The organism is Pedobacter montanisoli (assembly GCF_022809115.1).
In the GTDB taxonomy this organism is placed as follows: Bacteria; Bacteroidota; Bacteroidia; order Sphingobacteriales; family Sphingobacteriaceae; genus Pedobacter; species Pedobacter montanisoli.
Window position 1 is genome coordinate 474,164 of record NZ_JALGBH010000001.1, and the last position, 16,222, is coordinate 490,385.

At 35.1% G+C, this 16,222-nt stretch carries 14 protein-coding genes; 9 read left to right on the top strand and 5 right to left on the bottom strand.

The annotated features are described in order from the left end of the window. Positions 1 to 58: 58 nt before the first annotated feature. The gene (locus MMF97_RS02030) at positions 59 to 367 is read left to right on the top strand and encodes a hypothetical protein (RefSeq protein ID WP_243358320.1); all 309 of its coding nucleotides are present in this window, start codon (positions 59 to 61) and stop codon (positions 365 to 367) included. A 65-nt stretch (positions 368 to 432) separates the two neighbouring features. Continuing rightward, positions 433 to 1,764, top strand: coding sequence for a sigma-54-dependent transcriptional regulator (locus tag MMF97_RS02035; RefSeq protein ID WP_243358322.1), 1,332 nt, complete (start codon positions 433 to 435; stop codon positions 1,762 to 1,764). A 47-nt stretch (positions 1,765 to 1,811) separates the two neighbouring features. Here MMF97_RS02035 and MMF97_RS02040 read toward each other — a convergent pair whose 3' ends face one another. Further along, entirely contained in the window at positions 1,812 to 4,292 is a 2,481-nt protein-coding gene (locus MMF97_RS02040; RefSeq protein ID WP_243358337.1) for an ATP-binding response regulator, read from the bottom strand. A 141-nt stretch (positions 4,293 to 4,433) separates the two neighbouring features. On the opposite strand from MMF97_RS02040, the gene MMF97_RS02045 reads away from it, so the two are divergent. The 4 genes from MMF97_RS02045 (at position 4,434) to rlmN (ending at position 8,038) form a co-directional block, all read left to right on the top strand. Continuing rightward, a complete protein-coding gene (locus MMF97_RS02045) occupies positions 4,434 to 5,123 on the top strand; it encodes a helix-turn-helix transcriptional regulator (protein WP_243358339.1) in 690 nt (229 codons plus the stop codon). Positions 5,124 to 5,303: 180 nt separating this feature from the next. Continuing rightward, the gene (locus tag MMF97_RS02050; protein WP_243358341.1) at positions 5,304 to 5,801 is read left to right on the top strand and encodes a DinB family protein; all 498 of its coding nucleotides are present in this window, start codon (positions 5,304 to 5,306) and stop codon (positions 5,799 to 5,801) included. A gap of 178 nt (positions 5,802 to 5,979) precedes the next feature. Beyond that, a complete protein-coding gene (gene rluF / locus MMF97_RS02055) occupies positions 5,980 to 6,903 on the top strand; it encodes a 23S rRNA pseudouridine(2604) synthase RluF (RefSeq protein ID WP_243358352.1) in 924 nt (307 codons plus the stop codon). Positions 6,904 to 6,988: 85 nt separating this feature from the next. Then, positions 6,989 to 8,038, top strand: a complete 1,050-nt coding sequence (rlmN, locus tag MMF97_RS02060) for a 23S rRNA (adenine(2503)-C(2))-methyltransferase RlmN (protein ID WP_243358354.1) — start codon at positions 6,989 to 6,991, stop codon at positions 8,036 to 8,038. Between the two features lie 7 nt (positions 8,039 to 8,045). Here the strand turns inward: rlmN and MMF97_RS02065 are convergent, their stop codons facing one another. Further along, a complete protein-coding gene (locus MMF97_RS02065; RefSeq protein ID WP_243358357.1) occupies positions 8,046 to 9,128 on the bottom strand; it encodes a TlpA family protein disulfide reductase in 1,083 nt (360 codons plus the stop codon). A 140-nt stretch (positions 9,129 to 9,268) separates the two neighbouring features. Further along, a complete protein-coding gene (locus MMF97_RS02070; RefSeq protein ID WP_243358359.1) occupies positions 9,269 to 9,505 on the bottom strand; it encodes a hypothetical protein in 237 nt (78 codons plus the stop codon). A 192-nt stretch (positions 9,506 to 9,697) separates the two neighbouring features. On the opposite strand from MMF97_RS02070, the gene MMF97_RS02075 reads away from it, so the two are divergent. Continuing rightward, positions 9,698 to 10,078 carry a helix-turn-helix domain-containing protein gene (locus tag MMF97_RS02075; protein ID WP_243358365.1) on the top strand — a complete coding sequence of 127 codons (381 nt, stop codon included), beginning with the start codon at positions 9,698 to 9,700 and terminating at the stop codon, positions 10,076 to 10,078. Between the two features lie 55 nt (positions 10,079 to 10,133). Here the strand turns inward: MMF97_RS02075 and MMF97_RS02080 are convergent, their stop codons facing one another. Next, a complete protein-coding gene (locus tag MMF97_RS02080) occupies positions 10,134 to 11,090 on the bottom strand; it encodes a hypothetical protein (protein WP_243358368.1) in 957 nt (318 codons plus the stop codon). A gap of 162 nt (positions 11,091 to 11,252) precedes the next feature. Between MMF97_RS02080 and MMF97_RS02085 the strand changes: the two genes are divergently transcribed. Beyond that, positions 11,253 to 11,951: a ComF family protein gene (locus MMF97_RS02085; protein WP_243358370.1), complete on the top strand. Its 699-nt coding sequence runs from the start codon at positions 11,253 to 11,255 to the stop codon at positions 11,949 to 11,951. Between the two features lie 2 nt (positions 11,952 to 11,953). Continuing rightward, positions 11,954 to 13,333, top strand: coding sequence for a hypothetical protein (locus tag MMF97_RS02090; RefSeq protein WP_243358372.1), 1,380 nt, complete (start codon positions 11,954 to 11,956; stop codon positions 13,331 to 13,333). Positions 13,334 to 13,448: 115 nt separating this feature from the next. Here the strand turns inward: MMF97_RS02090 and MMF97_RS02095 are convergent, their stop codons facing one another. Then, the gene (locus MMF97_RS02095) at positions 13,449 to 16,214 is read right to left on the bottom strand and encodes a PAS domain S-box protein (protein WP_243358374.1); all 2,766 of its coding nucleotides are present in this window, start codon (positions 16,212 to 16,214) and stop codon (positions 13,449 to 13,451) included. Positions 16,215 to 16,222 lie beyond the last annotated feature (8 nt).

Below are 16,222 nucleotides of genomic sequence, written 5' to 3' on the forward strand. Positions count from 1 at the left end.
TATGTTACACTGCTTATCAAGTGTTTTAAAATTGTATAACCTTAAAAAATTAATAATTATGAAAAAATTATTTGTAGTAGCATTAGTAGCAGCAGCCGGTTTTATTTCAACTCAATCACAAGCGTCAGAAATTAAGTTAACAAAAGTTACAGCCGTTCAGGACAGTGTAATTAAAACGCCAATCAAACTAGAAGAATTACCTGATGCCATTAAAACCACTTTACAATCTGATCCTTATAAAGACTGGATGCCAACTGCTGCATTTGCAGTAAAAAAAGGCGATAAACAATACTACCAGGTAGATGTAAAAAAAGAAGAAGAGACTAAGTCTTTAAACTTTACCGCCGATGGTAAACCTATTGAATAGTCATAATTTCAGATATCGCAATAATTACAGAGGCCGGATTTATCCGGCTTTTGTTATTTTTGTATATGCCTACAGTTTTAATCATTGAAGATGATAGCACCTTTGCCCAGATTATTGAGGCTTTTCTAAGCAGGAATGGCTATATCGTAAAATGGGCCAACAGTATCAAAAAAGCAATTGAAATACTGAGGATAGATCAGTTTGAATTGCTTTTGGTCGATTACAGGTTACCCGATGGGAATGGAACAGACATCCTGAACTTCAGAAAAGAGTTCGGCATTTCTGCTCCGGCCATTATTATGACCAGTTTCAATGATGTACGCACCGCTGTAAAATCAATTCACTTAGGTGCCGCAGACTATATTACCAAACCGATCAATCCTGACGAATTACTTATGGTCATTAATCAGGTTCTGAAGGCCAGGGCTTATGAAGAAGATCTTGAGAAAAACATAAGTGATTTTATTAAAGGAGAAAGCGAGGCGGCCCAACGACTTTACCAGTATATAGACTTGGTTGCCGGAACCGATATGTCGGTATTGATACAGGGAGAAAGCGGAACGGGAAAAGAAGTTGCAGCAAGAAACATACACCAGCAAAGTAAAAGAAACGATAAAAAATTTATCGCCTTAGATTGTGGCGCTTTATCTAAAGAACTGGCAGCAAGTGAGCTTTTTGGGCATGTAAAAGGAGCCTTTACAGGAGCCGTTAATGACAAAAAAGGGTGTTTTGAGGAAGCAAACGGCGGCACTATTTTTCTGGACGAAATTGGCAACTTAAGTTATGAGGTTCAGGTAAAACTTTTACGTGCACTGCAAGAACGTGTAATACAGCCGGTAGGTAGTAATAAACAGATTAAAGTTGATGTACGAATTGTAGCGGCTACCAATGATGACCTAATGAACAGCATCAAAAATGGAGAATTCAGAGAAGATCTTTATCATCGCTTAAACGAATTTAAAATACAATTACCTGCTTTACGCGATAGAGGTGTAGATTTAGAAATCTTTATCAATCATTTTATCCGGCTTTCTAATAAGGAGCTGAAACGGGATGTAAAGGATATTGATGAAGAAACCCGTTCTCTTTTATTACAATATGACTGGCCCGGTAATTTACGTGAGCTGAAAAATGTAATTAAGCGTATGGTATTGCTTACCCCAGGTATTTTAGCTACCGCAGACAGCCTGCCCGATGAAATGAAAATAGCCGTTGCATCTGCCAAAAACCACATCAATAATCCTTCAGATTTAAAAGCGGTTAATGAAAGCAATGAAAAAGCGCTGATTACCGAGACCTTAATTAAAGTAAAATACAATAAGTCTAAAGCGGCAAAACTTCTAAACATAGACCGGAAAACGCTTTATAGCAAAATGGAGCGCTATGGAATAGAATAAATATTTTTTGTACCGGGAAATTAAACAGGAATTCCTATGCTTTTTTATTACCCTTCAGCCTTCATATATTGCTGATCACTTATTTTATATATAAGCAATTTCAATCTTTCCAATAACTGAGTAGCCTTACGGTACTCGGCAGCATCAATACGGCCTTTTTGCTCAATTTCCATTTCAAAACTTCTAAAAGCCTGACCTAATTCCCCTGCACCAACCTGACTAATCCTTCCAGCCAAACGATGAACAATCAATCTGCTTTCTTCAAAATCATGCTTTTTTAAACTGCTTTTTAATAACCCAGAATCTTCTTCACAATCTTTGATAAAGGTTCTTAGAATACCCGCTACTATTTTTCTATCGCCCATGGCCATTTTCAGCAGGTTTCCTATATCAAACTCTTTTGCTCGCCTTTCTTCGGTGGTTCTTTTCAATAAATTGAGCAGATCTTCTGTTTTAAAAGGTTTAATCAGGATATCTTTAAAACCTTTTTTAAGAATATGCTGCTGCTCATCTGGCAGTACTTGAGCCGTAATTGCATAATAGGCTACATTTACAGGTAATTTTTTCTTTAAGCGCTTTATCAAATCTGTACCGCTTGTTTCTCTTAAGCGTATATCTATCAAAACATGGCTTAAATGATCAGGAACATCAGCATTTAAAATATCATTGGCATTGTTAAACAATTCATAATTGATATTATTCAACGAGAAAACCAGTCCACATAAATCTAGGATTAATTGATCATCATCAATAACCCAAACAGTTGTTGAAGGATTAAAATGCTGGCCTAAAGCCTGATGTACACCTGATTTTTCAGGGGCTGTTTCTCCCTTTTCAAACTTCAAATAGAAAGAGATTATAGTTCCATTTCCCGGTTCACTTTTTACACTGATCCTTCCCCCTTGGGCATCAATCAATGTTTTTACAATATTGAGGCCCAAACCAGCACCATGTTGATTCAAAACCCGTTTTTGTGGTATTTCAAGTTGCTCAAATTCATTAAAAATACGCTCTGCGTCTTCTTTTGAAAAGCCAATTCCTGTATCTTCTACCCTGAAATAGCAATGCAACATATCTTCCTGCCATTTACTCTCTAAGCTTAAAATCACTTTTCCTTTAAGCGTAAATTTTATGGCGTTTCCTATGAGGTTGTATAATACCTGTTTTAGCCTAAACACATCTCCTTTTAGCCAAAAAGTCTTATCGGCTTCTATTTCATAATCTAATAAAAGATTTTTTTGTTGTGCAAGGGGCTGCATAGCTTCTATTACCTCTTTAATTACACCGTTCATTTCAAAAGTTTCATTTACAAAAGAAAACTCTCCAGATATGATCCGGTTATAATCAAGAATTTCATTTACGATCTGCAATAAATGTACTGAAGACTGGTGTATAGCCGCAACATGCTTGGGATTGGGTGTATTCTGTCTAAGAATATATTCTGAATAACCTAAAATAGATTGTAAAGGCGTTCTGATTTCATGGCTCATGTTCGACAGGAAACGTTGCTTGGCTTTTCCGTGATACTCGGCTTCGTCTTTAGCTTTTTCTAGTGCTATCCTATATTTATTGCTCTTGGCTATATCTGCAAATATGAGGTAGCCCAAAATCAGGGTAATACACAGAAAAGAAATCATGATCAGTTTAATTTCATGAACACCTTGGTTCACCGTATTTCTTGCATCTAAACCTTTCTGATCAACCTGTGCCAATGCTTCTGCCTCAACCTCTTTCAATATATTTAACATTTGTTTGGTAAGCGCATGACTGGAAGAGGCTAATTCTGTTTCTTTTTTTACAAACAGGGTACTTTTTTCTTTTTGCTCTAATTCAATGTTTCTTAAAGCGGTTTCAATATTTTGAACCAGACTATCCTGTATTTTAGGATTTAAGGTATCTTTCTTTACCGTGAGCTCTTCTTTTATAATCTCATAAACCTCTGCTTTCTTTTTACCGAACAACCTGCTTAAAAAGCCTTTTGATCTTTCTTCTGGTTGAGCTGGTGCTACTGTAGTGGTAGAAGTTGATTTTTCTGTAGTATAGGTAGCACTATCTATCTGCTTGCTTTGTTGTGCGAACATTTCTGATAGCTTTTGAACTTCATCAGAAAATGATTTGGTATTAACCAATGTTTCTTTTACTTCTAAATAGGATAAGAATTGTTTATTCCTATCGGCTAGTAAATGCTTTAGCGAGTTAATGCGTTTAAGCTGTTTAGCATCATCTTTATAGAGAATGGATAGAGTATCCAGTGTTTTTCTTACGGCTTTGGTTTCAGTAACAAAATTTGAGTTGTGAGGTTTATGGTCGGTTTGCAGCTGATCTAAACGGTAAATTTTATGAGACAGGGAGTTTACCATTTTTAGCTTCACATTGGGCGATGATACTTTTTCTACCGTGCCTAAAATTTCCCTGAATACAAACCTGCTTACCCCCCATGCCAAGAACAAAGCAACCAATCCAAACAGAAAGCCTAAAATAACCTTACCTTTTGTTGCTCTGAAAAAAAACCTGTTTGGATTTGCCATTTACCCTAAAACTGCATTTAAATTAAAAGACAGAACCCACAAAATTTGAACCGAAATAGCTTGATGTTAGCAGAAAGTTACATGATAAATTAATCATTCTTCGTTTATGGAGATACGCTGCCATCCTTTTATATTTGGATAATGAATAGGATTGACAGGCTTTTTGGTATTCTGGTACTTTTACAATCGAGAAAGTTTATTACGGCAGAGAAAATTGCTGAGCAGTTTAGTATTAGTATCAGAACCGTTTACCGTGATATAAGAGCTTTAACAGAGCAGGGTATTCCACTTCATTTCGAGCCCAACAAAGGCTATCAGGTTGTTTCAGGTTATTTTTTACCTCCCATCTCTTTTAATGCCGAAGAAGCCAATGCTTTGTTAATGATGGAACGTTTTTTAGAAGGTTTTGCCGATAAATCTATTAAACGCCATTACAACAACGCTTTAGATAAAGTAAAAACAGTATTAAAAAGTGTTCAGAAAGAGAAATTCGATTCTTTAAATGAAAATATTAAGCTGCAATTACCTGAGCGTTTAAAAAACGACTTTGAGCACTTAAGCCTTTTACAAAATGCCATAGCAGTAAAAAGCTGTTTACTTTTAGAATATAAGAATAATGAAGGCATTGAAAGTAAACGCGAGATAGAACCTATAGGTTTAATATTTTATGCTTTTAGCTGGCACCTTATTGCGTGGTGCAACCTAAGAAATGAGTATCGCGATTTTAAAGTAGCCAACATCATTAATGTTCGAGATCTGGATAAATCCTTTATTAAAACAGACCATATTCCAGTTAGCGAGTACATGAAGTTTCTTCCGGTAAACTATTAGAATTGTTTAATTTTCAGTTGAGGTTACGTCACCCTGAACTTGTTTCAGGGTCTATTTAAGTAGATATTGCAAATTCAACACAACCTAATTCATGATTTTTTCAAAAAAATGTTGATGGCAATTTCGCACTGCCATAGGGTTGTCAGTAGCCATACTTTACTTTGTTAAAAAACAAAGAATATGGAACTGATTAAAGAACTATCAAAAGAATTAGCTGCTGAAGCAGGCACTACACAAAAATTTTTGGCTTTGGTACCCGTAGACAAATTAGATTGGGCACCTCACGAAAAAAGCATGAAAATGGGTGATCTGGCTGTTCATATTGCCGAACTTCCTACCTGGGTTAAATTAGGACTGGAAACCGAAGGTCTGGATTTTGCCACAATGGAATACCAAGCACCTGTAATTAAAAGCTCACAAGATTTATTAACCCTTTTTGAAAACAGCTTAAAAGAAGGACAGGAAAGTCTTGAAAAAGCTATGCCCGAAGACCTGAACAAACGCTGGGTATTAAGAAGCGGCGATAAAATACATGCAGATTTGAGCAGCTATGAAACCATAAGACATGCTTTTGCGCAAACCTCTCATCACCGGGCACAGTTAGGTGTTTATTTCAGACTGTTAAACATCCCTGTTCCGGGTTCTTATGGCCCAAGTGCTGATGAAACAACTTTTTAAAACTACCTAAAGAATATCCAAAATAAATCCGAATTAAACCAACCAAAAGAGGGTATCTAAAATTAAACCGGTCATTTACCAGACAGGAAATGAATAAGGTTCTTTAGATATCCTCTTTATTTTTATTGCTTTTTATCTGAATAGTTTTGGTTACTTTGCACCATAAGCTATAAATAGAATGCCAGATTTCGGAACCCGTTTAAATAAGTACATCAGTGAAAGTGGTTTATGCTCAAGAAGAGCTGCCGATAATTTTATTGAGCGGGGTCAGGTATTCATTAATGGTAAAAAAGCAAGAATAGGTGATATTGTAATGCCCGGCGATCTGGTAAGGGTTAACGGACAGAACATAGAACCCCGCGAAGCTGAAAAGAGTATTATCCTCGCTTACAATAAACCTGTAGGTGTAACCTGTACAACCGAAAGTAATGTAAAAGATAATATCATTGATCATGTAAATTACAGCGAACGTATTTTCCCTATTGGCCGATTGGACAAGGACTCTCAGGGGTTGATTTTTCTAACCAACAATGGTGATTTAGTTAACAAGATACTGAGGGCAGGTAATAACCATGAAAAAGAATATATTGTTACGGTAGATAAACCTCTTACCGATCAGTTTATAGAGGGGATGAGCAAGGGTGTGCCCATTTTAGGTGTGGTAACCAAGAAATGTAAGGTTAAGAAAGAAACAACTCATGTTTTCAGAATTATTTTAGTACAGGGCTTAAACAGACAAATACGACGTATGACCGAATATTTTGGTTATGAAGTGGTAAAACTTGAGCGGGTACGCATTATGAATATCAGCGTAAAGGGCTTGGCTTTAGGCGACTGGAGAGAGCTCGATCTGGATGAGCAAAATGAAATTTATCGTCTAGTAGCACAATCAAGCTCAGAAAAAGAACCTAAAAAAGCTAGTAAACCCCAAGTAAAAGACAATAAGCCCAGAAATCATTCTACAGGGAAAACAAAAAAAGCTTATCCGCCTGAAAATAAAAAAACAGCAGCCCGTTCTGGTAAACCAAAACCTGCTGGCAAAAAACAAGTTAAAGGTTCTAAACCTCAGGACAATCGTCAGAAACGTGTAAAACGACGTTAAAAAACAACTATAACTTACTGATAGTTAATCTTAAATAAACTTAATCATATAATTTGATCATTGTTTTGAGTAATTTTGCAGCATAATGCAAAAAAACACCAAGACAGATATTCGTTCGCTTGACTTACCAGGTTTACAGCAACATTTTTCAGACATGAAAGAACCCGCTTACCGGGCTAAACAGGTTTACCAATGGTTGTGGGAGAAATCTGCACGTAGTTTTGACGAAATGAGCAACCTGTCTAAAGAGCTGCGCAAGAAATTGGATGAGCATTATGTAATCAATACAGTTGAAATCAGCAATGCACAGTTCAGCAATGATCGCACCATCAAGAATGCCTTCAGGCTGTATGACAACAATATTGTAGAAGGTGTTTTAATTCCAACCGAAGACCGCATGACTGCCTGTGTAAGTTCACAGGTAGGTTGTAGCTTAACCTGCAAGTTCTGTGCAACCGGTTACATGGATCGCAAGCGTAATTTAAATGCCGATGAAATTTATGATCAGGTTGTACTGATAGATCAACAGGCCAAGCAGAATTACAATGTACCACTTACCAACATTGTGTATATGGGTATGGGCGAACCTTTGCTTAATTATGCAAATGTTTTAAAATCCATAGAACGTATTACCGCACCGGATGGATTAAACATGTCGTACAAACGTATTACCGTATCTACTGCCGGTATTGCCAAAATGATCAAGAAACTGGGCGATGATGGTGTAAAATTTAATCTTGCGCTTTCGCTACATGCTGCCAACGATAAAAAGAGAAATGAGATCATGCCTATTTCAGAGCATAACTCTTTAAAGGCGCTGGCAGAAGCCTTAAAATACTATTTTCAGAAAACCAAGAACCCGGTTACTTACGAATATATCGTTTTTAATGACTTTAATGATGAATTAGAGGATGCCATGGAACTGGAAAAGTTCTGCAAACATGTTCCCTGCAAAGTAAACCTAATTGAATATAATCCTATTCAATTTGCCGATTTCTTAAATGCAGATGGTGATAAGATAGATGCTTTTGCAAATTACCTCCGTAGCAAAGGGGTTAACACCAATATCAGACGAAGTCGTGGTAAAGATATTGATGCTGCATGTGGCCAGTTGGCGGTTAAAGAGAAAGCTTAGAGAGCAATTAAAGCATATGCTCTATAAGTTTTTTTAGCTCAGCTGTTGATGGAGATGGGGCATCAACAACTAATATCTCTCCTTTATTGTTTAAGATCATATATCTGGGAATACTTAGCACTCCCAATTCTTCATTAAGAAACCTTCTTGTGCTTTCTGATAAGTAAAAGCTGTGCGTTAATCCCTGTTTTTTGCTTTGCTGTTTCCAGTATTGGTTATTAAAATCATAAGAAAAGAAAATATAACTTACTTGCTTCCCTACCAATTCCTTTTCCAATTTCAGCGCGGCGGGTATATCTTCCATACATGGTGCGCACCAGGTTGCCCAAAAATCAAACACAAGTAGCTTACTGTTTGAATATTTACTATACCTAAAGATCGAATCTTGGCTATCATGGGCATTTATGTTAAAAATTTTAACGTAGTTTTTTCTAAGTTTTTCTAATTGTTCTACACGTTTGGCAAAATATAAGCCGTACCAACTCTTTTTATATTTTCTTTCTGCTTTATCATATAATACCTGATAAAAAGCCAGATTATTTTTTAAATCCAGCCTTTTGGAGAGCAGGTACATAGCGACATAAGTGTTAGGATTATTTGCGATGAATCTCTTTGTTACCTGGTTATGTGTAGTTTTATTCAACTTTTCCTGAAATCTTAAAGAATCAGAATATAAGGTATATAAGGAGTCACTTCCGTTTCTCAAAGCTTGACTTTGTTTCCTGACTAAATAGGCAAACTTAAATTCATTATCTTCTCTGTCTTTTTTTATATCGGCTTGATATCGATTATAATCAATTTGATTTTTGGAGCTTGTGTACAGTTGGTAATCACCAAATCTGGCTAGTTGCTTAATATTGTTGGCCTTTATCATGATTTCTGAATTCTCATCATCAGAAAACAGAGTAACACTGGGCGAATTATATAGCGGCATGCCATTGGGCATTATTTCGGGTTTGGGGTCATAAAAAGATAGATTGAAAATTCTATTACTGGGCAATACAGCCTGCATCTCAAATTTCCCATTACGTACGGTATCTACTTTTAATACTTTATCTTCAAATCTTAATGATACTAAAATACCATCCATATTTGTAAATTGTCCCTTTATTGTTAAAAGCTTTTCCTTATGACAAGAAAAAAAGAACAATAAAAAGAAAATAAAGTACCTCATACCCTATAATTAAAAAGAAACCAGACAATTACCTTGCCTGGTTATGAAATTAAATATTAACATCTTGAAGGATCCGTAGTTATACCATGTCCACCCTGATTGGCACAAGCTGTAGAGGCTGAATCACAATCCATTTCCCCTACATGGATAATTGACGTCCAAGTACAACAAACATAATCACCTACAGGATTTGTTTCTCCACAATTTGGATTATAACCATCGAATTCCTTTGGAATAGATCCTCCTGTTACATTTTTCATCTCAGCTCTGCTGAGTAAATTAAATTTGTCCATAATTTAATAATTTAGTTGTTAAGTTTTACAGGCTTTAAATGCTGGCCCATTTACAGCAGCACCTTTTTATTTGGTGCTTATAACCGGTTACTATAAAACTAAACAGAACTACTTAATTTTCTACTCTTTTGAATGAATAAAATTATTCATTAGCAGTAATTATTTATATTTATTGAAACATCTGAATTAATTATGCTCAACAAAAAAACTTTAACCTCAAAAGAAATGAAAGGCTATTCTGGAGGTGCAGCACACATTCGTTATTACCGAAATGAAAAATGTCTATCTCAGGAATATATGGCAACAAAACTTGGAATTAGCCAAAGCACTTATCAAAAAATAGAGGCTGGTAATGTCAAAATTACTAAGGAACGATTAATAGAAATCGCTAATATTTTAGGAAAAGAGCTTAATGATTTTGAATCAAACACTATGTGTAAATTAGAGCAAAACAATATAAGTTTACTAAAAGAAGCTATTGTTTTACAAAGTAAAGAAATACAGCAACTAAAAATACGATTAGCCGAAAAAGAAACTGAACTTAAAAAAGTTAGATCCTTGCATAACCTTTAAAAACAATCAACTGTGTGAATATAAATTCTCAGAAGAGATTTCTTAATCTAGTTAATTATTTATACACATTTGCTGGATCCAGTATTTTATTTCTAATTCTGCCTATATAAGGGTTTTTATTGAGTAGTTCTTCATAGATTTTATTTTTATAGTTGGAAACTGCATAGTTGTAATCTGTATTCAAAAAGTACACAAAATAATCTTTTATAAAAGGTTTTGGATATTGCGCTATGTAAGTAACCACAGCTTCAAAATCTTTTTCTGTTCTAAGACTGTTAAACTGATCCGTAATCAAAAACTTAAAATGATTATTGAACAATATTTCCATAGAATAATTATATGCAGTATCGCTTTCTACAAAGGTCATGTTGTTAAATAAGCTGTCTCTCAGATGACTTACCAATGCTTTTTGAGAGATATCATTGCCGCTCATGTTCATCATATTGTTAAAATCATAATACAATTGCATCTTATTTCTTCTTACCAAAAAACCCTTTAGATCTTTGTTGCATTGAATACGTTCCAAATAGGCTTTTACCTCTGTTTCAAATCTATCTCTGCTCTCTTTCAATGCTTTAAAAGCACCTAATGTATTGTTCTTAAATTTGGCAGCTTTATAATCGGGATGATATTCTTTAGGTATAAAATCGAGCTCTTTATTCGAGAAAAGATAATTAGCAAGGTTTTTACCTGTTGCAATCAAAGTATCTCTCCTGCTGTTCTGGTCTAATTCCAGTTTTTCATGTAGCAATTTTACGGTATCACCCGGGCTGATCAAGACATTTCTAAAATTAATATTATAAAGTCTGGGTTTATCTCCATAATAAGTCAGCACAAAATTATTATCACTTTCCTTTTCAACTTTTATTAAAGGATCCTCTTTAAAAAATGAATAGCGCTCCACCATTAAAAAGGGCATATTAACATATTTAATATGTATTTGTCCGGGTTGGGCATTTACAAGTTTAATTAAGCTTAGAAGTATGTACAGTAATAAAAAGTGCTTCTTCATATTTGTTAATTTATATTCTTATATATCAATTATCTTAAAGCTAAACATAATCATACAATATCAAACCTTTTTAATGGAGTAAATTGTCCATTACAGCTCATTATTTTTTATAGAAATAAATTTGACAAACTTGTTATTTACTGAAAATCATTAACTTGTATCATGTTTGCACTAAAACGTTATGCTTTAGACATGATCAGTCTGCTCTTTCCAGAGCTTTGCAATGCTTGTGGCAAACAGCTCTACCATCAGGAAGAACAAATTTGCACCAAATGTTTATTCGACTTACCTTATACAGATTTTCATTTCTATGCAGATAACTTAGTAGCCAAACAATTATGGAACAGATTACCCTTTAACACCGCTATGGCAATGCTGTATTTTAAGAAAGGTTCCAAAGTGCAGAACCTGATGCATGCGTTGAAATATAAAGCTAAAACCGATGTTGGTATTGTTCTGGGAAATTTACTTGCCCAAAGACTATTGCTTGGCAACTTGTACAAAGAAATAGATATTATAATTCCGGTACCTCTTCATGAAAAAAAATTAAAGTCAAGAGGTTATAACCAAAGTGAGTATATTGCAAAAGGATTGGCAGATACCTTGGGAATTACTGTGAACTCGTTTTGTCTTTACAAAACAAAGGCTACAGAAAGCCAGACCCGCAAAACAAGGTATAGCCGTTTTGAAAACCTGGAAGATGTTTTTTTAGTTAAAAACATTGAACAATTGGAAAATAAACACGTGCTTTTAGTTGACGATGTGGTCACAACCGGATCAACATTTGAAGCTTGTGGAAACGCATTATGGAAAGCTAATATTAAAAACTTAAGTTTTGCCGCCCTGGCATTTTCAGAATAATTATGCGCATAAGATCATTACTTATCTTTTCTCTTTTCTGCCTATTTATTGCAGCTTGTAATAAAGATGAAGATATTACTTTTGATCCGAATGCAAAACTCAGTTTCTCTACAGATAGTGTTCTATTTGATACCGTATTTACTTCTGTAGGTTCTACACACAGACGCTTTAAAATTTTTAATCCCAATGCAAAAGCCATTAATATTGATCAGATATTATTAAGTGGTGGAGCAAACAGTCCCTTTAGTATTAATGTTGTAGGCCAGAACGGCCTGGATTTTAAAAACATCAAAATCAAAGGAAATGATTCGCTTAATGTTTTGATAAAGGTTACCATTAATCCTAACACAGCTACTTCTCCATTTATTACAGAAGATTCCATTCTATTCTTTTTTAATGGCAGAAAAGAAAAAATACCTTTGGTTGCTTATGGGCAGAATGCCATATTTTTAAAGAATGTAAATATTAATGAAAATACCACGTGGGATAGTAAATTACCTTACATTATTTATAGCTCTGTAACCGTTGCAGAAAATGCAGAATTGAAGATTAATCCCGGTTCACGGATTTTATTTCATAACGGAGCTACCATGAACATTAAAGGTTCTTTAATTGCCCAGGGTACTGTCAAAGACAGTATTCTCTTTGCCGGCGACAGATTAGAACGCATTTATGAGGAAGAGCCCGGACAATGGAATGGCCTGCATTTCTATCCTTCGAGCCGCAATTCCATCATCAATAACGCTACCATTAAAAATGCAGCCGCAGGTATAACTGTAGATTCAATCTCTAATAACAATAATCCTAAGCTGATCTTAGCCAATACTTCCGTAAAAAACATGCAGGTTGTAGGTTTTTTAGGGTATCATGCAAGCTTTACTGCTTTTAACAACTTATTCTATAATTGTGGCCAGTACCTAATGTATGGTGTTGGAGGCGGAGCGTACAATCTAAAACAAAACACTTTTGCAGCCTATAATTTTAATTTTGCACGCAGAACGAGCGCACTTTACTTCTCTGATACCATAAGTGATAAAGAATTTGCCCCAATCAACCTAAATCTAACTAACAACATAATATGGGGAAGCCTGGACAATGAATTATTTATAGAAACTGTAAATTCTAATAATTCAACCATTAATATAAATGGAAACCTCATAAAAACCCTGAAAAACAATTACAATAACAATAATATCATTAACCAGGACCCTTTGTTTATTAATCCAAGAATAGGGAACTTTGAAGTAAGGGCTGAAAGTCCTGTCTTAGCTAAAGGAATTAATCTCTTTAACGATCCTTATTTCGTTCCATTTTTAAAGCATGACAAAAAAAATAAAGAAAGATTATTCCCTTCTGACTTAGGGTGTTATCAGAAAAATTAAAAAAATATTTTTGTTCTTAAAACAAATTGACTGTTGCTCCGTTTATATATTCGAGAGCGTTAATTTAGATGGTAAGGGTCAACATTTCTACTCAAAGGATGTTGGCCCTTTACTTTTAAAATAAAAATCTGGTAAGCAATTTTTTGAGCTCTTCAGGATTAAACGGTTTAAGAATATGCGCATTAATACCGCTTTCTTTTAATTTACGTTCTTCGTTATGTAAGCTGGATCCTGTCAGAGCTACAATTTTTACAGTTTGAAAATACTTTCCTTTTGTTTTTCTGATCAGACTTGCTGTTTCAAATCCATTTATTCCGGGCATGTTAATATCCATAAAAATAAGGTCATACTTCTTATTTTTCACCATTTCAAGCGCTTTGTAGCCATCAATAGCATGTTCTATATTCAACCCCCATTTAGACAATATCCGCTGCGCTATTAATATATTTATTTCGTTATCATCAACGATCAGTATTTTCTTATCACTGAACTCAGCAGCTTTTTCTATTTTACTTTCAACTTCTATTTTTATCTGCTCGGCTATCTCAAACTCTATTTCAAAAGAAAACTTGGCGCCCTCGCCCTCTGCACTTTCTACCCTGATATCAGATTGATATAGTTGCAAGAGCTTTTTTGTGATAGACAATCCTAAACCTGTTCCACCGTACTTACGTGAAATATCTGTCCTTGCCTGTGTAAATGTTTCAAAAATATAAGCTTGTTTATCTACTGCTATACCTATTCCCGTATCACTTACCTCAAAATATAACTTAACCTTATCCTTATTCTTCATAACAAGGCTAACCGTTAAGATAATCTCGCCGTTACTGGTAAATTTAATGGCATTTCCCAAAAGATTAATCAGTATTTGATAGAGGCGGGTTTTATCTCCAGTTATTAATTGAGGTATAGATGGATTATAAACCAGTGTTAGCTTATTATTTCCTTTTGAAGCATTAACCTGTAAAGAATTGATCATATCATTACATAAATGCCTTAAATCAAAAGGGATTTTTTCAAGATGAAGATTTCCGGTTTCTATCTTGGTAAAATCAAGTACATCATTTACAATAGACAGGAGATTTTCACTTGAGAATTTAAGAATATTAAGATCTTCTACCTGTTCGGGATTTGGATTGCTCTCTAACAGGAGATGAGTCATGCCTATAATGGCGTTTAAAGGTGTACGTATTTCATGGCTCATTACCGAAAGCAGCATTTCTTTAGCCTCGCTTAGTTGCAAAGCCTGTTCTCTGGCAGCAACCATTTCCTGTTCTACCAGTTTGCGTTGCGTAATATCTGTAATAAGCTCTATATACCTTTCTATTTGCCCCTGATTATTAATAATAGGTGTGTTAGAAACCGAAAGCCATATAGGAGTACCATCTTTTTTGTTTGCAAAAACTTCAATATTTGTCGATTCGCGATTTTTAGCTTTTTCTCTGGCAAGATAAATGGTATTAAAATCCGTTTGAGGAGTAGAAAGCACATCACCCAAACGCTTGTTCATTAACTCGTTCAGAGAATAACCTACCAGTTTTTCAAGAGAGTTATTTAACCAGATGATTTCGCCCGAATAGTTGCAAATGGTTACACCTGTATTGGATTTACTTGCTACGGTAGATAATACTTCTAACTCCTGTTGAGCCAGTTTTTTTTCGGTAATATCGATAATGATCTCTACCTCTGAATCTATCTGCCCGTTCTCATCTAAAATTACGGAGCTATAAACCGAGAGCCATATCTTCTGTTTATCTTTGGTGTAGGCCAGAATATCAACTGTGAAAGATTTCTTTTCACTGGTTAATTTCCGGGCATTTTCTATTTCTGTCCAATCCGTTTCCGGACCGGCAATCAGGTCGGCAAGTGGTTTACCTTTAATATCCTCCAGCTCAAAGCCTGTTATTCGCCTAAAAGCATCATTAATCCACTTTACCTTATTTTGACCGTCGCTAATTACAACACCGTTATTTACTTTGCTGGCTACATATGAAAGCTGCATAAATTCAGCTTCCATTTTTTTGTTGTCTGTAATATCCTGTCCATAACAATACCAAAATTCTCCTTTGGATACCATACTCCAGGCAATCCATCTTAGCTTTCTATTATTATCAACCAGTCTAAAATCTAAGTTAAATTGCTTTTTCCCTTTTTTTAAGCCTAGTTCTATCTCACAGCGTACACGTTGTCTGTCTTCAATATAGCAGTACTCCCACGCACTGGTATTCAGACTTTTCTTAAGGTCATAGCCCAGTCGTTCACAGGCAAATTCATTAACAAAGAGAATATCAATATTTCTGTTTAATACACAGTGAATTTCAGGTGATGCGTAAAAAATATTGGCTAAGTTTTCTGCACGCTCTTTTTGTTTTTGTAAATCGGCAGTTTGCTTTCTTAGTTCGAGTTGTGTTGTTATCTGTGCTGATAACGTTTTTAAAGCATCTTTTTGAAACTGATCAAGATCATGCGGTTCTGTATGTCCCACACATAAACAGCCTAATGCTTTTCCTCCAGCACTTACTATGGGTACTGTGGCATAAAAAGAAAGATTTTCCATTAAAGCAATAGAGCTTAAACGGTCATCTGTTTCTTCTTTGATATTTCTAACCAAAAAGATATCATCAAAAAACATCGTCTGCTGGCAGATACTACTGTTTCTTGAGATGGTTCTGAAGGTATTTGAAAGTCCTACCTGAACTTTAATAAAAATGGTATCACGTCCAACAAATGAAATATATGCTTTAGACGTTTTTGTGATTTGAACAGCCAGTTTTACTAAGCTGCCTAATTCTTTATCCAACCCATCTCCCAAAATATCATATGAGTGAAGCACAGCCAGACGTGCCTCTTCTTCGGTATTTTGAGAGATCGTTGGAAACATGCTGTAAT